Raw genomic sequence first — 20,380 nt, 5'->3', positions numbered from 1 at the left:
CATAGATCGGTTAGGTCTATTCAATGAGTATTCACTCGGGAGTTCCTCCCAAATAAGCACGTTTATTTTTAGTTGAGAAAATTTTCTATTGGCATAGAAAATCAGGTCTGTTTTGTATCTATACAATACTAGTCGCTATACGTGCAAAACAACCAAAATCAATTATTAATTAATTATTTAAAAAAAAACATTATGGGATCATTTAGAGCATCATTAAGGTTTGCAGGAAAAGAATTTGATGTATTGGCTACAGAATACATATTTAGTAGAGACACAGACAAAAAAGGTAAAGTTTCTTCTAATGTATACGGTGGTAGGATTAATATCACTGTTGAGTCTACAGAAGATACTTCTATTATCGAAGCAATGCTAAACAGTCAGTTTAAGGCAATAGAAGGTGAAATCATTTTTAAGAAAACCAATGAAGATGCCTCAATGAGGGCGGTTGGATTCAAAAATGGATATATCGTATACTACAAAGAAAGTTTAGAAGTAAACGGAGATACCCCAATGACCATCAACTTTACAATATCAGCAGAAGAGATGTCTATTGGTAACGCAACTATAGATAACCGTTGGCCAGTAGCATAATTTAGTACAAAAGCAAGTCAAATTATTTGGCTTGCTTTTTTATCTGTTTTTTTGATAACCATATAGTTGTACAAAAATCATGTTTGTGTATATAAACGTGTATGATAAATTGTATACCATATAGTAGTTATGCTAATAACCCGAGTTGGATTAATATTTGGGTATGTACCATAAAAAAACCGTCAATTCGAGTGGTTTTTGTATTAGTCTTTCGATTGCATTCGAGATGATATGTAAAAACTATACTTCGGCAAGTTCAGCAGAGAGCTATCGAGAATGGGTTTTTAGTGCTGAAATGCCAGTCATCTTGAGCTTGTCGAAAGGTTGATGCAAAATTCTTAGCAGAATTTCATTCAAACTGATGTATTTCAGATGAATCGGGTTTCAGGTTAATAGGATAAGAGGTGCTTTACTTTGCACAAAATCAAAACTTAGATTTTTTACACTTAACTTTTCTTTTAAAAACATATCATTTATGAAACTAAAACCTGAAGAAAATTTAGATAGCAATTATTCTAATTTCTAATATATAAACTGGTCTGGTGTAATATGACTATGTGATTAAAAATCTTAAGATATTTGTTTCAATTACTCTTTTGGTATTAGTTGTTATTGCAGTATCGATTTCGGTTATAAAGCCAACAGAGGAGCAGCGTATTGAGGATCTATGGAATGCACTTTTGCAAAGTAAAACAGTAGAAACTGAAATTAATAATATAAATGCCCTCAATAAACTAATGTCCTCAAAACAAGGGTCTATACAAGTGGTAGGAAACACCATAGGTAATACTCATGAGAATATGTTAAGTTTTACAGGTGGTCTGGATGATATTAAAAGCATTGATGTTGCTTTTTATTGGGCAAAAAAAGAATTTAAAGGAATTAGATGGAAACCCTTAAAAAAGGAAAACTTGTATGTCTTTTTTCAGGAATAACATAAAAATGATATCCGTAATAAACTTTAATTATAATACAATATGCAAAAAGTAATAATTACGGTAACTAACAATAAAGTAGGGGTGGCTAAACTAACAAGTTATCCTTATCGTCCAAAAAGATTAAAATATCAAGTGCCCTTATATAAAGTGCAGGTAAGTGGCAAAGATACATTAGGAAACGAGGTTACAGAAGATTTTGAAGCAATACGGTTTGGTGTAAAAAGAACAACTACTGTTAATGCACATGTGGTAGGTTTGCAAGATGCACAATCATATATATTAACATGGGATTATATAACTACTATGGAGGAGATGGCATGGCGGGTATATGCAGGGTTTTTTGTGCATAGAGGCCCGGATTATCCATCTTCAGGGACTTTCGGATCGATAGGATGTATAGAAATTTGTGGTGTTGGCGAATGGGATAGATTTAATAATTTGATTAAAGAACTATCAGGATCTGTTTCTTTAGAAGAAGTTAGTAATAATCGATTAGCACAGATAGTATATGAAGCTGCGGCTAAGCCTCTATTAATAAAACTATAAAACAATAGTATGAACCTGATGCTAAAATTTATTACAATATTCATATTCTTTATAAGCTGTAAAGAAAGAAAACAAAATGAAGAAGAAAAACAATCTGAAAACCTTGTAAAAAAACAGGTTCAATTACAGCAAGAAACAAATGTCGAAACAAAGGATTCTATCCAGGTTTTTTATATAAGTTATGATAGTATTAAGAGCAATACAACAGAAAAAATATCCATAATCAATAAAGGGTTACTAGCGGATTTTAAAGGATATAAATTCGATAAAGACCCTAATGAGTTACGGGATTTAAAAAAAATACGGGAGGGGAGTAAATCTAAAGGCTTTTTAAAAACATTGGCCAGAGATTTTAAAAACAAAGATTTTTTAGAAGTGTCCTCTGTTCACTATTCGTATATAGTTCCAGAAGATAACAAAGGATCAAGTCATATATCTGTAGAGCAATGGGATTTTAAAGACCCACAAAAAGCAAAATCCTGTTTCGAGAGTTTAAAAAGATACAACGAAGTAGAGATTTATTTTAAAACAATAAATTGGATATGGGTGCATCAGGGCAATACAATATTTTTGGTATTTGCATTAGATTATCAAGTTACAGATAAGGAGATGCAACGTATAAAGCAAGAAATAATCAATGTCATAAAACCATCAGGCGAGTACCAAACGGTTCAGTTTTATGAATAAAACATAGTAAACAGGTATTTAAGACTTTCAAAACAATGCCCGTTTACCCGCATACTAATTAAAAGTTAGCATCGCTATGCTTTTAAAGAAGATAAAAAAATAACTTTTTTGATGTAAATAAAAATAGTGTGATATGATAGAGCCAAAAACAAAAATAAGTATAGATGGAGAATTTCTTGTCAACTTTGAGAATGTATCTCTTAATCAGCAAATAAATGAACATCATGATTTTGAAATTACTCTGGATTATGATACTATAGAGTCTTTAGGGACACACACATTAGATAAATCAAAAGAATGGCTGGGCAAACCAGTAGTGATCGGCTTTGATGAAACCGAATTTTTGGGGGTGATTACCAATGTGCAACTTATGCACGATAATGGGTTTAACAGCAAACTTATTGTTAGTGGCTACTCCAATACCATAAAACTAGAAGCAGGGGTCCACATGCAATCCTGGTTGCAAAAAAGCCTTTCCTCTATAATCAACGATACCGTTAGTGCAGCAGGAGTACAAGCAGCCGTATCTCCGGTATTTAAAACACCAATAGAGTATCAGGCGCAATATCAGGAAAGCCATTTTCAATTTATACAACGTTTGGCAAAACAATACAATGAGTGGCTGTATTATGATGGTGTAAAACTTATTTTTGGGAAACCAAATTTAGAAGCAGCAATACCAATAGAGTATGGTAAAGATATAAACACCATAAGCATATCCATACAAGCCAAAGCAAACAACTATACTAACTTTTCGTACAATGCATTGGATGATAAAAAAAACGAATCCAAAACCAAAGGAAACGTAGCAGGGTTAAACGAGTTGGGTGCCTTTGCATTAGACAGTTCCAAAAAACTGTTTACCATCGAGCCTAATGGATTTTCTGTAGCAAGGGTAAAAGACAAGAGCGAGATAGACACCGTTCTTAAAAACAAGCAGTCCAGTGCTGTAGCAGATGCAAACGTTCTTAGCGCAACCAGTCACCTGCAAGGACTTACCGTGGGATCGGTAATAAAAGTCACCTCTGCACGATACGATAAAGGAGAGTTTGACATAAAAAATTATGGCGAATACATAATCACCCAAATTACCCATAATGCAACAGGATCTTATGAGTACACCAACCAATTTAAAGCAATCTCGTCTGGGGTAGAAGTTTTACCAGAACCAGGGGTAGAGTTTCCGGTGGCACAACCGCAAATAGCAACCGTATTATCCAATAACGACCCTAAGAAAAAAGGAAGGGTACAAGTACAGTTTTTATGGCAAAAAGCAGAGATGAAAACCTCATGGATACGAGTGATGACTCCAGATGCAGGAAAAAGCGATCTGGTAGGTGTAAACAGGGGGTTTGTGCATATCCCGGAAGTAGGCGATCAGGTAATGGTAGGATTTCGGTACAACGATCCAAACCGCCCGTTTGTAATGGGTAGCCTGTTTAGCGGTACAACAGGGGCAGGAGGCCTGGATGGTAATAAAATAAAAAGCATTACAACACGTAGTGGTAACACTATTATTTTTGATGATGATACAGGTAGTATAACGGTTTCTGATGCAAAGAAAAATAAAATGGTATTAGATGGAGAAGGCAATATAGCGGTAAGCTCTTCTGCGTCTATAAAATTAACCACGGGAGAAAGTTCCTTGTCCCTAAACAGCGACGGTACAATTAGCTTAACAGGAAAAAATATAACAATAGATGGTGGAGACTCTATCACGAATACAAGTACAAAAGCAGTAACCATTAATGGGGATCAAGAAGTTAGCGTAAACTCTAATCAAAAAGTAAATGTTAATTCTATGAATGAAGTAACCATTAACGGAACCGCAAAAGCTACCATAAGTTCTTCGGCAACAACAGCAGTACAAGGCACTATCATCAAATTAAATTAATGACAGAGAACAATCCCATACAAGAACGTATTAATCAATTGCTCCAGAAATGGACTATAGCAATTAATACCCCTGGGGTAAAAGTGGTTAGAATCCTGTCAGAACACGATGAAGAGGATATGATCAATACCCTTTTTGAGTATATGTTGGCTGTAGATACCGATCAGGAAGATTTTGTAATGGTTTTACAAGAACCTTTTTCTGGCCATGAAGTATATAGCAAACACTTGTTAGAAGAAATAGAAGAAGAAATAAACCAATGGAACACTGCAAAAATTCCTGAAGATATACCTTTTAAAACCATAGAATGGAAACCCGATTACACATTGGGATCAGACAATAATGTAGCGCAGCTTCTGGTTAAAAATCTAAACAATTTTGCAAACTATTTAATCCCGGATCAAAAAACCAAAGTTAGTATTGTAATACGAATGTACCAGGTAGAGAAAAATGAAGCCTGCAGGTGGTTAGAAGACCTATTGCAGGTAGAAACAGCACCGCATCTTGTTTTTGGTATTAGTGATACCCTTACCAACAAAATTTTTGATAAACTAGAAAACGGCAACCAAGAGAGAGTATACACCATTTATCCTCAATTGGATATGGATGAAGCTGTAGAGGAGCTTACTGCACTAGGAAACCCTAATGCTGCCGAGACCCCATACAGGACCAGTCTGGTAAAATTAATGAATGCCGTAAAAAACAGAAAGAAAGACGAAGTACAAGAACATGCCAAAACATGTTTGACCATAGCAACAAACGAACTAAAAAAAGACCCAAACTGGTTGGCACAGATTGTAATAGTATATACTATATTATATAACAATCAGGTGGGATATAAAAAATATAACAAAGGAGTATATTATGCAGGAAAAGCTGTCGAAGCCTCCTTATTGTCAAAAAATTTGATAGAGCCAGAATTATCTAATCGGTTAATAGGGCAAACCCATGTTGGCCTTGGGGCCTTACTCAGCGTGCAGAAAAAATGGGAAACAGCATTAGAAAACTACCTCATAGCCAATGAGGCATATACAGCGTGCGAAGATTATGTAATGCAAAGCGAAACATTTAGGCTATGCGGGTGGGCATGTGAGAAAACAGGAGCATACTCAGAGGCATCCAAACACTATATAAAAGCGTACGATCTGGTATATAAGCTTTCTCCAGAACTAATAAAAGGATCTACTTTTCCTTTCATACTAAAAAAATTGATAAATAATGGGGAGCGATTAAAACACATATCCGATAAAAAAATGGATGAGGATCTAATCCCTGTTTGGGGAGAATCCTGGCGTACCGAGGTAGAAAAATACGGTAAAACAAGAAAAACGTTATGATAGACAATTTTTTGAAATTTATGGAAACAAACCCACACTACGGGTATTTAATCGGCGTATTGGGATTTGGTATTTATCTCTTAGGGCTTATCCTAAACTGGAAATGGACACTGGAGCCGGGAGGAGGATATTTTAATGTAGTATACTGGATAGAAACCTTTGGAGAAAAAACCGTGCGCATAATTCTGGGTGTGGTCATGGCTGCGGGCATGTGTAGTTGTCTGGCAATATTTATGTATTACAACAATTTGCCCGCAAAATAATTAATATAACTTATAAGTATGAACGCTGTACCAATATATATAGATAACATCCCATGGAAAACCATAGGGGCCTTTTTGGTAGTGGCCATATTTTGTGGTATTGCTTTTTACAAAGAATTTTTTTTGTTAAGTGCTAGTGACAAAGAATATTACAAACGATTAGAGAAAAAATCAAAAACTAAAGTATCAGGTAGAACGATAGTGGCTATTATAGGGGCGCTTTTGGCAGTAGTAAGCTTTCTTCTTGCCTATATTTTTTACATGCAAAAATAGATCAGAATGGCTAAACTAGTAAAATCAAATAGAAAAATAGACGCTTCAGCAGAAGAGAACCATTTTGACTGGGTAAGTGAAAATATCAATTCAACTGTAGGGGAGCAATTAGGAGGATTAAACCAGGCAGCAACCAATGCCTCTGATATTGCCAATAATGATAATCTAAGCACAGGTACTAAAGCAACCGCACAGGCACTCAATGCAGCAGATGCCGGGATACAGGCTTTTGGTGCGATTACGGGGCTTGCAACTAATCTGGCAGAATCCGCTGTATTGCCCATATTAGGGGCATTAGGAATGCAGGGTATCGCCTGCCTTCCGATCACCAAACAAATGGATCCTGTTATAGGAATAGATGTGCATATAGTCACCATGCCACCTATGATACCAACCCCTATGCCTCACCCGTACATTGGGATGTTATTTAGGTCTAAAGATTTTATAGCTGCCGCCATAGCCTCTTTTATACCACCCCCACCAGAACCTCCAACCCCAGAAGATCCAGATAATATCTCTAATGCAGAGCAACAAGAAGCAAATGTAAACAAAGCAGTTACCATTGGGCATACTGTAGCAACTATGGCAGTAGGCATGTTGGGTGCTACTGTAAAAATAGGAGGATTCATTCCAAGAGCAGTAGCAGGAACTCCAACAAAAAGTATTCCGCATTTCCCTATGGGACCTGGTTTTTTTCCAGCAACATCGGCAGCTATAGAAAAAAACAAAGGACACGCACTATTCGGAAGCTTGCTAGCATTGGCAGATGATGATCCCATAGCAGGAGGAACTGTTCATTTGCATAACGACTGTTGGGATATTGGTATTCCTTCACCACATACTTTTCGAAAAAGTAAAAACACAGATGATAGTACCAAGTTTAAATTACAACTCTTTATGCCAACTGGGGTAATAACCCCAATCCCAATGGCAACCAGCATACTTACCAATCCGGTACCAGCCCCTTTTAACCCAATGGCATTAGCAACAAAAGCAGCAAAAGGAGCTTTTGGAAGGCATTTTAAAAAATTAGCAGCAAAGGTTGGGCATGGTGCTGTCAATAAACTAATCAAAAGTGATGCGTTAAAAGACAAGCTTCATAAAAAAATATGTACTACAACTGGTCACCCTGTAGATGTGGCATCAGGGATGTTTTTTACAGATGAAGAAGATTTTACATTAAACGGCCCTATACCACTATCTTGGGAGCGCACCTGGTATGCAGAAAGTGATTACAAAGGACCATTAGGTAATGGGTGGCACCATAGTTATGATATAGGTATTGTAGTAGACCCCGAGCAAAACAATATCACTTTGCGTATGCAAGATGGGCGGCCTATAGCCTTTAGGACACCACAAATACATACGCCAACCTTTAATAAAGCAGAGCAGTTGGAAATGCGAGTGAACGATAAAGGAGAATATTATGTATGGAATATAAAGGAAGAAGTATTCTATTATTTTACCCAAAAAACTTTTAATGAAGTACAATTATTAAGAAGCATTGTAAATACCAATAGCTTTAGCATTCAGTTTAAATATGATGACCAGGGATATTTAACTCAGATTATAGATAGCGCACACCGTACATTAACAGTTCAAAATGATACAGAAGGACGTGTTATAGAGATACATGCCCCGCATCCAGAAAACAATACAACCACCTTTGTAATAGCACAATACAAATACGACGATATAGGGAACATGCTACAGCAAACCAATGCCGTAGGAGATAGTATGTATTTTGAGTATCAAGGCTATCTAATGATAAAAGAAACCTGGCGTAACGGATTAAACTGGTTTTTTAAATACGATGGCACCAAAATCGGATCTCGCTGTATACACACCTGGGGAGATGGTAATATCCAAAACCATAAACTTACATTTTTTGATGGGCTCACTCAGGTAAAAAATAGCCTTGGCCACCTTACAGAATATTACCATAAGGGTGGCTTGGTAACAAAAAAAATTGACCCCAATGGCGCAGAGCACCATTGGTTGTATGACAAAGACAACCAGTTGCTGTCAGAAACCGACCCCATGGGCAATACCTATATGTACAGCTATGATGACCTTGGGAACCAAACACAAGTGGTAGACCCCATAGGGGCAACCGTGGTAACAGAATATACAGATACCAACCAGCCACATCTGCCCACAACCGCGTTAGATGCCAATGGAGGAAGATGGAAATGGAAATATGACGACCAAAGCAATGTTATAGAGCGGCAAAATCCAATGGGCGCCACCAGTAAGATGAACTATCAAGATGGGCTATTACAAGATATCACCGATGCCTTGGGTAATACCACTACCTTAGGGTATACCAGCCAATATTTGATAGAAACCGTGACCGATAACCAAGGCAATACCACCAAATATCAATACGATAACCTGGGTAGGTGCATACAAATCACCAACCCAAAAGGAGCGGTGCAAAAACGAAGTTTTGATCTTATAGACCGAATTATAAAAGTAGAAGACTTTGATGGCAACCACATAGAACTGGCGTATGACGGCATAGACAACCTGTTGCATTATAAAGACCAGCAGCAAGAAGTGCGCTACCAATACAAAGGCATGTGGAAACTCACCCGCCGTACAGACAAACGGGGCGCAACACACTATTTTTATAATACAGAAGAGCAACTTACCGAGATCGTAAACGAAAAAAACATACCCTATAAATTTACATTGGACACCGTGGGCAATGTTATTGAAGAAACCAGTTTTGACCAACAAAGCAAATACTACGAGCGGGATTTGGCAGGACGGGTAATACAACTTACCAAACCCAGCGGAAAAACAACCCAGTACGCCTACGACAAAGCCAGTAGGATCACAAAAATATCGCACAACAATACAGGATCACAAAGTTTTGCCTATAACAATGCAGGGCAGTTATTAGTAGCAGAAAACGGGGATGCCAAAGTAGAATTTACCCGAAACCAACTCGGGCTTATAGAAAACGAAACCGTAAACGGGCATACCATAACACACCAATACAACGCCTTGGGGGTGCGCACCAATCTGCAAAGTAGCCTAGGGGCAGATATAAAATACCAACACGATGATTTTGGCAACCTGGCAAACCTAACAGCCTCTCATCAACAAACTCAATGGCAGGCAAATTACCAATACGATACACTGGGATTTGAACTCGCCCGCATATTGCCAGGTAAATTAACACAAAACTTTGACTATGATGCCATAGGCAGGCTAACCGGGCAAGAAACCCATACCGCCAAAAAACAAAAACACCAACGCAAATATACATGGGGGGTCAATGATCGGCTTCATGCCATAACAGACAGCAAACAAGGGCTCACTACCTATGGGTATACCCCAACAGGGCATCTGGAGCATGCTAAATATGCCGATGGCACCCAAGAGCACAGGACAGCAGACAGCGTAGGCAACCTTTACGAAACCGAAACCCTAAAAGACAGGGAATACGCCTATGGGGGCAAACTCATCAAAAAAGGGGCATGGCACTATAAATATGATGATGAAGGTTTTTTGACAGAAAAATACAAAGGCAGCAGTAGCCTGTTCTCTAGCAAAACAGACCATTGGCGGTACCAATGGGACGATCAGGGCATGCTGGCTACAGTAATACGACCAGATAACCACAAAGTAAAATTTACCTACGATGCCTTAGGCAGACGGCTATCCAAAACCTTTAAAAACACTACAACCCGATGGTTGTGGGATGGCAATGTACCGCTCCATGAATGGAAAGAAAATCAGAACGGACAAATATTGAGCAATACCACCGTTAATGAAGATGGTATCATTACATGGGTTTTTGAAGAAAACAGTTTTATACCCACCGCAAAGTTAAAAGGAGACAAAAAATTTAGTATATTAGCAGACCATTTGGGTACGCCCACACACATGTATAATGAAGAAGGCGAAACCACTTGGGAGCGTTCTTTGGATAGCTTTGGTAGGTTAAAATCTGGGGATCATGGTAGTTGTCCGTTTATGTATCAAGGGCAGTACTACGATACCGAGATAGAACTCGCCTATAACAGGTTCCGCTACTACGATCCTGAGGATGGACGGTACATCTCACAGGATCCAATAGGACTGGCGGGAGGAATGAACTCTTATACGTACGTGCAAGACTCCAATTCTTACATAGATCCATTTGGTTTAAGTTCTAAAACATATGTTAAAAAGAATGAAGTTCTAACTTATGATAACTTTAGAAAAAAATCGAAAGTTGGAGATAATTTAGAAGGACATGAAGTTTTGCAAAATTCAATCCTTAAACAAAAAGGCTTAACAAAAAAGAGACTAGATACAGACGCTTCGAAAAACAATCCTGTTATTGCTTTAGATAAGGATACACATAAAAAAGTAAATAAGGCACAAATCGAGCAAGGAACAAAAGATATGAGTGTTAAAGAAAGTATTGAAGCGAATTCAAAAATTTTAAGCGATAACGGTGTTCCAGATACTTCTGTTAATCAAATCAAAAATGACGCAATTAGTCATGCTCAAAACTTAAACATTTACAATTGATGAAAGAAATTTTAAGAAAATTAAAGGAACAAATTGATTCATTGGATGTTGATGAGTTAAATGAGAACATCTATTTACTTGAAGAGACAGCGTATATGGAAGACAAAAATCTTATTATGGACGTGCTTTTTTTAATTTTAGAGACTAATTCAGATGAAGATTTTGGCAGTCCAGGTCCAATTGTTCATTTTTTAGAAAAATTCTATAAAATGGGTTACGAAGAAAAATTAATTGATTCAATTAATAAGAAACCCACAAGTCATACTGTTTGGATGTTAAGCAGAATCTTGAATGATTCGGAAAATAAAATTTCTAAAATCTATCCTAACATTATGATAGATTTATTAGATCGTAAGGATATAGGTGATGATTTGAAAGCTGAAATAAGTGATTTTTTGAATTAAGATAAATAAAATAATGAATTTCCGCCCGCTCCGCAAAGTCCCCCTGCTAGCGCGAGCGTCTCGCTCGTGCCGTCAAAGAGTAAGCATGGTATAAAAAATAAAGTACCCTGCTAGTGCTAGTTTGTAACTAGTACCCCGCTCCGCAAAGTCTCCTGACTTCGCGGTATAGTATGAGTAAGCAAAAGAGATAAAAGATAAAGTAACCTTAAAACCAAAGATATGCCAATCAAAGACAGAGATTACAACAAAGCCAAGGCGCTGTTAGAAGCAGCGGGTAGTAAAAGTGCCGAGAAATCGCATCCTAAACACACAGGCAGCAAAGGTTCTCCCGATAGTCATGGCAGGAGTTTGTACAGTGAGGCGCAACAAGATTTTGGCGGGCAACCCACCGCAGCACAATTAGAAGCTTTACGTAAAGCAGGCGATTTGCTAGGGGTATAGATATACTAAATAACCAAAAAAAACCACAACAGATGTTGTGGTTTTTTTGTTACATAATACTTTGCAGCTTCACTTGTTTTAAAAAAGCGTCAAGCAATGCAAAAACATGATCCTTATTCTCAGGGGTCAATTGCTGTATATCTTGTAGTCGTTTTAAAGTCTCCTTATCAATCTGCTCATACTCCCCATCTTTTACCAGATAATCTAGAGTAACCCCAAGTGCATCTGCTATTTTAGTAGCTACATCAATAGATGGTGTGTTTTCTCCACGTTCGTACTTACCAATAATATCTCCAGATGTTCCTACCATCTTCCCTAAATCAGCCTGTTTGATTTTTTTTTGTTTTCTGGCAAACGCCAATCTTTCTGAAAAAGCCATAAATACCTCGTTTTTATCACCTATTTACTAGGTTAAGACAAATATAAACGACTTATAGGTTAAAAACAATTACAATAACTCTTGTTTAAAAACGTTAAATGAGTTAGATTTGTGAGGTATTTATCAGATTACACTTTTTTCAACAATTTTTAATACACACAAAACTTCATGAGACACAGAAAACTCACGCTACAATCCGATCACAGAAAATGTGCTGATAAAAAGTATAAAGCGTATCCTGGTTTAAAACTATGTGGTAAGTGGTTACAAGATTGTGGGTTCAGTCCACAAGATAAAGTACGTATCACGGTAGACAGGGAGGTATTGATCATAGAACTCGTGAAAGATTAACCTTATGGAAATCACACAAATCAAAGAACACTTATCGATTACCGAGGTATTACAGCATTACGGGGTTACATTAATTAAAAACAAACATTGCAAATGTCCGTTCCATGACGATAAAACGCCAAGTATGCAAGTGTACCTTGATAGTAACACGGTATATTGTTTTTCTGGCAACTGTGCTAAGAGCGGCAAATCTATGGATGTTATAGATTTTATCATGCACAAAGAATCTATCACAAAACACCAAGCCATTGAAAAAGCCAAAGCAATGTTAGTACCTGCTGCAGAAACCAAACCATCCATAACAAAAACCCCTGTATTGATCCTTGGCAAAGTGTTTACGACCCTAAAAGAACAACTGCCGCGAAGCAGAAAAGCTACCAACTATTTAAAAGCAAGAGGATTGTTGGGCTTAAAAGAAGTAGGTAGTAATCACCGTAGCGGTTCAGGAACTACAGCTTACAGTTTTAAAGACCTACGGGATTGTATTGTTTTTCCTCTCCAAGACAGCCACGGGCAGACCGTATCTTTATACGGTCGTAGCATGACAGGGGTAAAGAATGTACATTATTATTTAAAAAACCGCAAAGGTTTATATCCTGCATATCTCGATACCACAACAATACACTTGATCCTGACCGAAAGCATCATTGATGCCGCCACGCTACTACTACACGGTAACTTACCAAAACACACAGCAGTATTAGCCTGTTATGGTACCAACGGATTTACCCCAGAACACGCCGAGGCAATAAATAAACTAAAAAACCTAGAGACGATTATCGTCTTTTTTGATGGGGACGAAGCAGGTCGCACAGCAGCGACGAAATTACAAAGCCAGTTACAAAAAGACTATCCCAATATAACCATCGGTGCCATTGACACCCCAAAGGACGAGGACATCAATAGCCTGTGGGTTAATAATGAATCTACCGAGTTATTTACTACACTATTACAAGAGGTGGTAGCACCACAAGCTAAAAATAAAAAAGAAGCAATATCACCAGAAAAGGCAATGCCTTTAGACTTTACGATCAAAGGACAAGTACGAAATCTGGGGGATAGCTTAAAAGTCACACTACAATCCAAAAACCCCAAAAACCATAGTGTAGTAATCCAAAAGCTAGACTTATATGAGTATGCCAGTTTAGAAAAGCACGCCAAACAAGCCTCCAAAGCATTGGATATACCAGAAGATACGATACTAAACCACTGGCAGAACTACGCATTAGAGCTCGAACAGCAAGCCACCCAAAAACAAAAAGAACCAGAGTATACCATAGATGCCGCCACCCAAGCCAAATGTATCGAATACCTAAAACATCCGGAGTTACTAAAACGCATCAATATTGCCATTGGTAAAACAGGGGTAGTGGGCGAGGTCGATAATCGACTTTTATTATTCCTTATAGCTATTAGTTACCCAAGCAAACAACCGTTGCATGGCTTAATACAGGGCAGTAGTGGTAGTGGTAAAACCAAGCTGTTACAAAGCATCTACAAATTAATCCCTGCAGAACATTACAAGAGTTTTACCCGTGTAACCGAAAGCAGTTTTTATAACTTTAGCCAGAACACTTTACAACACAAATTATTATGCTTCGAGGATATGGATGGACTCAAGGAAGAAGCTTTACTGGCATTACGGGAACTACAATCTAACGGTAAATTAATAAGTGCCACGACCCAAAAGATGGAAAGCGGTAAAATGCAAAGTATGGAGCGTATCGTAAATGGTCCGATATCCAGTTTAAGCTGTACCACCAAAGCCGATACCTACGAGGATAATATAAGCCGGTGTTTTGTCATTGCCGTAGATGAATCCGTAGCACAGACAGGCAAAATAATTGATTATCAGAATAAGCTAGCATCAGGGCAGATCGATCTGCAGCAAATACAAAAAACACAACGCTTCGTGCAGAACTGTATCAGAATGTTGCAACCCTGTGAAGTGGTCAACCCCTATGCCGATAAAATACAACTGCCCCAAAACATCCATAAACTACGACGGTTGCACGGTATGTACCAAAACCTAGTGGCACAAATCACCTGCCTAAACCAATACCAACGCAAAAAAGACCATCAAGGACGGCTTATAACCCAAAAGCAGGATCTACAAGCAGCCTGTACTATTTTAATGGAAAGTATAGTTTTAAAAGTAGATGAACTGCATGGTAGTTTACGACAGTTTTATGAGTGTTTAAAAACACATTTTAAAAACAAAAGCACCGATGGCACCTTTACCCGTTTTGATGTGAAACAAGCCACGGGATTGGGCAAAACACAAATGCACCATTACCTTAACCAATTGATAGAACTGGAATACTTACAGCAGTTTGGGTACGCCAATCGCGGGTACACCTATAAGATAAGCCACTGGGACGATCATAAAGCCGTAAAAGCCAAAATACAGTCCATATTACAAACCCAAATAGACCAGATATAACTGGTGTTCACAAGCCACCGAACACCAAACCGAACAATACAATATTGTAAATCAATTACTTATGTCTGGTGTTCGGTTGCCTGCCGAACACCAGAACACCTGTTAAGATACTGTAAAACAATTATTTAACTACTTGAAAAAGCTGGCGTTCGGCTTTTTTAAAAAAAGAACAAGTGCAATGAAGTATACAACCCCTTTCTTAAGCTACCTAAGAGCAATAGGATATACGAATCAAACCATCCGATCAAAAAGAGGAAACTTACATCATTTTACCAAGTGGATAGCAGATAAAACGTTGTTAGGGGTTACCGATAAAGACATTAAGAAATACTACCAATATTTGTTAGAAGAAAAATCCTATTGTAAAATCAGGACATTAAATAAATACATCCTTACCCTAAACCAGTTTTACGATTGGTGCTGTCTTTTTGGACATGTCCAACAAAACCCCGTAGGTGCTCTTGTTTTGCTAAAAAACACTATGAAAACACCCAGAAAACCAATAGATACCGAAACTATAAAACAATTATATAAAGCATGTATCTACCCCACAGAAAGACTGTTGCTGATCTTTGGGTATGGGTGTGGGCTTCGGGCAGCAGAACTGCAGCACTTAAAAGTAAAAGATATCTATATCGAAAAAGCAATAGTCACTGTAGAATCTGGAAAGTTTAACAAAAAAAGGAGCATACCACTACAATACAAGCATATTGAATATATAAAAAATTACATCCTTCATAAAAATTTAAAAACTACAGATTATCTTTTTAGGTATGAGAATCAAATAATCAGTCAATATTTACTTAGGAAAGAGCTAAAAACATTACAAAAGCGTATAGGGTTGCCCCCTTATTTTACCCTGCACCACTTGCGCCACAGTATTGCCTCCCATCTGGTGGATAATGGGGTAGCTATCCAACTGGTACAACAATTTTTAGGGCATAGCTCTTTAGAAACCACACAAAACTATGTAACACTAACCAAAACCATATCTTATGGAAGTCCTAAAACAATGGGAAGAACTACACCATAAAAAAGTAGGGAATACCTATAAACACAACATTAAACAATTTATTAGCACTGCCAATTTTGATATACAAAATGCTAGTTATAGCGATATTATCAGCTACATATCTTTATTACGGAAATCTGGATTATCTTCTAGAAACCTAAAAAATCATCTATGTGCTATTAAGTTTTATTACAACTGTTTACTAGAGCTTGGATATATAAAACATCATCCTTGCAAAACCCTCCTGTTACAAGACAAAACAGATAAAAGGATTAGTACAGAAACCTTATTTACTCCAGAAGAATTAAACGAACTCTTAACCCGAGAAGATAAAGCCATACCCCAATTAAAACTACGTAATCAAATTATCCGTCAGTTATTGGTATATCAAGGCTTAACAGTAAAAGAACTCATGCAATTAACGATCACGGATATAGACTTAGAAAACTGTACCCTAGCCATTAAAAACAGTAGAGAGTTAGAATTACACCCTAAGCAGTTATTACCATTACAAAGGTATCTTACTACGGATCGAAAAAAGATAAAAAACAGCACAAAAACAGCGCTGTTATTACTCTCTAAAAGTGGTAATAAAATACTGGAGGTAACCATTAATGACGCTATTAATTACAAGGCAGCAAAAAGGTTTACACCACAAAAAATAAGGCAAAGCGTGATTGCCAACTTGCTTAAAAACGGTCACGATCTTAGAAAGGTACAACTCTTTGCAGGGCACCGTTATATTAGTTCCACAGAACAATACATTACCTCGCAGTTTACAGAATTACGATCAGAACTAGAAAAAAAGCACCCATTGTCATAAACCCCTAGCACTTTTTTTACACCCTATTACTCTTTTATAAATCCATATTAAGAAACACTATTTAAAGATAGCGGTAGACAACTATGTCTGTCCATTAAAACAGAAACCCTTATGAAAACACGAATGATACTACCAGTTACAACAGAAGAAGAGCTAAAAGAGCTGCAATACATTTTGGCAGAAATAATCCATTTGTTGAGCCATCCCCAATATCCAGAAAGTCGGGAAAGCATTTACTGGTTATCCAAAATCCTACTATTTACTTTTCCTCTGGATGAATAAAGACCAAGTGTCTCCCTACGGTCGGGTTTACTATTATCACATCATCCCGAAAAGGGCTTTTGTAATAAGCTGCAATAAGGTCTCGGTGCTGCCCTTTCTATGGCAAAAATTTTTAAGTTGCAGAAAAAGCAACATAAAAAATCTTTAGCCCCAGCCGCCTTGCATCCCCTCGTCGTGTTCCCAGTCTTTTTTTAGTCACAGTTTTACCAAAAAACATGTGCCAAAAAAAATCCTTACACACTTCATTGGCTACGCCGCTAGTCGCAGCCTACTGCGCTGTTTTTTTTTGAAGTTGTTATTTTATTTTCAATTGAAAAAAAAACAGCTTGTGGCGCATCCCTCCGTTATCACTCCCGGTCTGCGTCGGCTGCTCCCTTCGCTTCGGCTACGCCTTTGTTTTGCGTGCAACGCAGCTTATCTTCAGTCGCCAGATGGCTAGGGTTTATAATAAAGCGGAAGCCTGCGGCTACAGCCTTTGCGCACTTCCCCTTTATTATAAACCGTTCTCACGGCTGGAGAAAATACCTACAGTTTTTTATTTTTCAATTGAAAGTATAAAGCTTACTTTTAGAACTGTGAAACAACTGATTTACATACTTACTCTTTTATGCTGCCTAACAGGTACAAGTAATGTACTGGTTAATGATAGTGTTGCTTTTGAGAAGGAAGTACATTTTGCCTCTGATACTGGTACAGGGTTGGTATACCAAGGGCAGTACTACGATACCGAGATAGAACTCGCCTATAACAGGTTCCGCTACTACGATCCTGAGGATGGACGGTACATCTCCCAAGACCCGATTAGACTGGCAGGAGAAATGCCAAATATGTATGCCTATGTACATGATTCTAACTCTTGGGTAGATGTATTTGGATTAGATACATTTTATCAACTTTTTAATAATAGTGGAGATTTAGTATATGAAGGGATTACAGAAAGAAATATCCCCGCTCCGCAAAGTCTCCTGACTTCGCGGTATAGTATGAGTAAGCAAAAGAGATAAAAGATAAAGTAACCTTAAAACCAAAGATATGCCAATCAAAGACAGAGATTACAACAAAGCCAAGGCGCTGTTAGAAGCAGCGGGTAGTAAAAGTGCCGAGAAATCGCATCCTAAACACACAGGCAGCAAAGGTTCTCCCGATAGTCATGGCAGGAGTTTGTACAGTGAGGCGCAACAAGATTTTGGCGGGCAACCCACCGCAGCACAATTAGAAGCTTTACGTAAAGCAGGCGATTTGTTAGGAGTGTAGATAATACAGGTATACTAGATATGGAGATAGCAAAACAAACGACAAGAGAGCTAACCGGTAAGCGACTAATCGGTGTATCTAATGAGAGTGCTGATTGTGAAATAGAATTAGTGTTCGAAGTAGATCCCGATAAATTATATGGTAGCATCCAGTTACAAGATATATATTATTTTAATAATAGCCTTGGGGTCAAAGAAAAAGGTGCTGATATCGTAGAGTCCTATACATTGGATGATCTGGAGGAGTCTTATTTTAAAGCATACCCTGTATTAGAAGAGTATCGGGGTAGTAAACTGGGTTTTGTCAGAGTGTATTATGCTGATGATCAAATGGAGGTTTTGGCTGTATTTGGTAATGCCTCTTTTGATATAAGGGTCTCTTCCGATCGTTTAGAAAAGATAAGGGCGGTACAACAACAAAACTATTTAGAGTCGATTAAAAATCCCAGTCAGAATTAAGATATAACCCTTATTCTGCGAAGTTTACCACGCTAGCGCGAGCGTCCCGCTCGTGCCGTCAAGAGTAAGAATAAAAAAAATAAAGTAACCTTAAAACCAAAGATATGCCAATCAAAGACAGAGATTACAACAAAGCAAGGCGTTGTTAGAAGCAGCGGGTAGTAAAAGTGCCTAGAAATCGCACTTAAAACACACAGGCAGTAAAGGCTCTCCAGATGGTCATGGCAGGAATTTGTACAGTGAGGCGTAACAAGATTTTGGCGGTCAACCCACCGCAGTGCAATTAGAAGCTTTACGTAAAGCAGGCGATTTGCTAGGGGTATAGATATACTGGATAAGCGCAAAAAAAACCACTTCTGGGATTGAAGTGGTTTTTTTTGCGCTTATCACCAAAAGTTATCAATAGTCTTTGCGGGCTTTATCTGTGGTCGCACCCCCTTGGTTGATCGGGCTTTGTTTTTGGGGGATGGCAATAAAAAAGCCCGTGTTCTGGGCTTGTTGTTTATGTGTTGGTTTGGGTGGTTGTTGCAGCGTTTGGCGAACTGTTTGCCCTGTTTTCGACCACTTGGTTATATTGTCCTGCCAATACGCTGATCTGTTGCAACACGATAGCGTGTTGTGGCGCAGTGTTTAAGGTAGCGTGCGCTTGCAGGTGTGCCATTAAATTCCTGTAACTGGCAGTGGCAGCTTCGCGAAGCTTGGGGATATCCTCGGTGGGGTTGGCAGCTTGCTGCTCTACCCTTGCCAGATACCGCGTGGCAAATCCAGTGTTTGCTGCCTGTAAATGGTGCAGCCATTTGCCAAGGTTCAAAGTAGTTACTGCTTGGCTTAATTCGGTTTGATTTTGCCAGTCTTTTAGGATACTGTCTATAACGGCGGTTTCTTCCTGATAGCTCAACCGTTGTATGTTCGTACCGTGTTGGTCAATATTTGCCAGTAATGCCGTTGCAGTATCTTTAAGCGTTTGTTCATAATGATAACCATACCCGTTAAGGACGGACCGCAAGCCCGTTAGGGCATCATCCCTCTGGTTGTCCAAAGCGGTAAGCTCAGGGGTAATACCGCTTGCCAAGCTTTGTTTAAAAGCTGTGTCGATGGCAGCAAGCTGCGGTCTAAGCGCATCATATTGCGTGGTAATTTGCAAAACAGCCATATCCTGTTCGTTCAACAATTGGGACACGTCTTTTACATATTGTAAAAATTCCCCGTGGCGGTAACGGTTCAAAAAAGGTACGTTCATATCCTGATCTTTTTATATAGTAATTTGGTGAAACAATCTTGCCTTTTTTGGCAACAAAACCATAAGGCACTTTTACATGAATGTCATAAAAACCAAAAATGTTACCCTAAAATATAGCTGTACTGTGCAGGGACATTTTGCAGGGGCAACAAAACCTTCCTGCATCCTTGCAGGAGCCTCAACAGGGCAACAAAACCTTCCTGTACTGTGCAGGAACGTTTTGCATGGGCAACA

21 protein-coding genes are annotated in these 20,380 nt (G+C 38.2%); 19 read left to right on the top strand and 2 right to left on the bottom strand.

Features of this window, described 5'->3' with window-relative positions:
- Positions 1-192: 192 nt before the first annotated feature.
- From tssD to ACZIYX_RS17010, 11 genes are all read left to right on the top strand, one after another.
- Positions 193-591, top strand: a complete 399-nt coding sequence (tssD, locus tag ACZIYX_RS17060) for a type VI secretion system tube protein TssD (protein WP_462683460.1) — start codon at positions 193-195, stop codon at positions 589-591.
- A gap of 557 nt (positions 592-1,148) precedes the next feature.
- A complete protein-coding gene (locus tag ACZIYX_RS17055; RefSeq protein ID WP_462683459.1) occupies positions 1,149-1,526 on the top strand; it encodes a hypothetical protein in 378 nt (125 codons plus the stop codon).
- 42 nt (positions 1,527-1,568) lie between these two features.
- Positions 1,569-2,075: a hypothetical protein gene (locus ACZIYX_RS17050; protein WP_462683458.1), complete on the top strand. Its 507-nt coding sequence runs from the start codon at positions 1,569-1,571 to the stop codon at positions 2,073-2,075.
- Positions 2,076-2,084: 9 nt separating this feature from the next.
- Positions 2,085-2,762: a hypothetical protein gene (locus tag ACZIYX_RS17045; RefSeq protein WP_462683457.1), complete on the top strand. Its 678-nt coding sequence runs from the start codon at positions 2,085-2,087 to the stop codon at positions 2,760-2,762.
- Between the two features lie 133 nt (positions 2,763-2,895).
- Positions 2,896-4,656 carry a type VI secretion system Vgr family protein gene (locus ACZIYX_RS17040; RefSeq protein ID WP_462683456.1) on the top strand — a complete coding sequence of 587 codons (1,761 nt, stop codon included), beginning with the start codon at positions 2,896-2,898 and terminating at the stop codon, positions 4,654-4,656.
- Positions 4,656-5,993: a tetratricopeptide repeat protein gene (locus ACZIYX_RS17035; RefSeq protein ID WP_462683455.1), complete on the top strand. Its 1,338-nt coding sequence runs from the start codon at positions 4,656-4,658 to the stop codon at positions 5,991-5,993. The genes ACZIYX_RS17040 and ACZIYX_RS17035 overlap by 1 nt, the downstream gene beginning before the upstream one ends.
- Positions 5,994-6,013: 20 nt before the next feature.
- Complete coding sequence (locus ACZIYX_RS17030; RefSeq protein ID WP_462683454.1) at positions 6,014-6,256, top strand: immunity 17 family protein; 243 nt, start codon at positions 6,014-6,016, stop codon at positions 6,254-6,256.
- An 18-nt stretch (positions 6,257-6,274) separates the two neighbouring features.
- Positions 6,275-6,529 carry a hypothetical protein gene (locus tag ACZIYX_RS17025; protein WP_462683453.1) on the top strand — a complete coding sequence of 85 codons (255 nt, stop codon included), beginning with the start codon at positions 6,275-6,277 and terminating at the stop codon, positions 6,527-6,529.
- Positions 6,530-6,535: 6 nt separating this feature from the next.
- Entirely contained in the window at positions 6,536-11,059 is a 4,524-nt protein-coding gene (locus ACZIYX_RS17020) for a DUF6531 domain-containing protein (RefSeq protein WP_462683452.1), read from the top strand.
- Positions 11,059-11,463, top strand: coding sequence for a hypothetical protein (locus ACZIYX_RS17015; protein ID WP_462683451.1), 405 nt, complete (start codon positions 11,059-11,061; stop codon positions 11,461-11,463). The genes ACZIYX_RS17020 and ACZIYX_RS17015 overlap by 1 nt, the downstream gene beginning before the upstream one ends.
- A gap of 219 nt (positions 11,464-11,682) precedes the next feature.
- Entirely contained in the window at positions 11,683-11,904 is a 222-nt protein-coding gene (locus ACZIYX_RS17010) for a hypothetical protein (RefSeq protein WP_462683444.1), read from the top strand.
- A 49-nt stretch (positions 11,905-11,953) separates the two neighbouring features.
- Here ACZIYX_RS17010 and ACZIYX_RS17005 read toward each other — a convergent pair whose 3' ends face one another.
- A complete protein-coding gene (locus ACZIYX_RS17005; RefSeq protein WP_027413367.1) occupies positions 11,954-12,283 on the bottom strand; it encodes a helix-turn-helix domain-containing protein in 330 nt (109 codons plus the stop codon).
- A gap of 168 nt (positions 12,284-12,451) precedes the next feature.
- On the opposite strand from ACZIYX_RS17005, the gene ACZIYX_RS17000 reads away from it, so the two are divergent.
- The 8 genes from ACZIYX_RS17000 (at position 12,452) to ACZIYX_RS16965 (ending at position 18,906) form a co-directional block, all read left to right on the top strand.
- Complete coding sequence (locus tag ACZIYX_RS17000; protein ID WP_462683450.1) at positions 12,452-12,634, top strand: SymE family type I addiction module toxin; 183 nt, start codon at positions 12,452-12,454, stop codon at positions 12,632-12,634.
- Positions 12,635-12,638: 4 nt separating this feature from the next.
- Entirely contained in the window at positions 12,639-15,077 is a 2,439-nt protein-coding gene (locus ACZIYX_RS16995) for a CHC2 zinc finger domain-containing protein (protein WP_462683449.1), read from the top strand.
- Positions 15,078-15,255: 178 nt separating this feature from the next.
- Entirely contained in the window at positions 15,256-16,110 is an 855-nt protein-coding gene (locus tag ACZIYX_RS16990) for a tyrosine-type recombinase/integrase (RefSeq protein WP_462683448.1), read from the top strand.
- Positions 16,073-16,912 (top strand): tyrosine-type recombinase/integrase, encoded by an 840-nt coding sequence (locus tag ACZIYX_RS16985; protein WP_462683447.1) that lies wholly within the window; start codon positions 16,073-16,075, stop codon positions 16,910-16,912. The genes ACZIYX_RS16990 and ACZIYX_RS16985 overlap by 38 nt, the downstream gene beginning before the upstream one ends.
- 111 nt (positions 16,913-17,023) lie before the next feature.
- On the top strand, positions 17,024-17,194 hold the full coding sequence (locus tag ACZIYX_RS16980) for a hypothetical protein (protein ID WP_462683446.1): 171 nt from the start codon (positions 17,024-17,026) through the stop codon (positions 17,192-17,194).
- Between the two features lie 575 nt (positions 17,195-17,769).
- Positions 17,770-18,198, top strand: coding sequence for an RHS repeat-associated core domain-containing protein (locus ACZIYX_RS16975; RefSeq protein WP_462683445.1), 429 nt, complete (start codon positions 17,770-17,772; stop codon positions 18,196-18,198).
- 28 nt (positions 18,199-18,226) lie between these two features.
- Entirely contained in the window at positions 18,227-18,448 is a 222-nt protein-coding gene (locus tag ACZIYX_RS16970; RefSeq protein ID WP_462683444.1) for a hypothetical protein, read from the top strand.
- A gap of 20 nt (positions 18,449-18,468) precedes the next feature.
- Positions 18,469-18,906: a hypothetical protein gene (locus tag ACZIYX_RS16965; RefSeq protein WP_462683443.1), complete on the top strand. Its 438-nt coding sequence runs from the start codon at positions 18,469-18,471 to the stop codon at positions 18,904-18,906.
- Between the two features lie 502 nt (positions 18,907-19,408).
- Here ACZIYX_RS16965 and ACZIYX_RS16960 read toward each other — a convergent pair.
- Positions 19,409-20,059 (bottom strand): DUF6261 family protein, encoded by a 651-nt coding sequence (locus ACZIYX_RS16960; protein WP_462683486.1) that lies wholly within the window; start codon positions 20,057-20,059, stop codon positions 19,409-19,411.
- Positions 20,060-20,380 lie beyond the last annotated feature (321 nt).

This window comes from Aquimarina sp., assembly GCF_977115655.1.
Note: the sequence above shows the minus strand (reverse complement) of the source record. Positions and strands in the feature narration are given on the sequence as shown.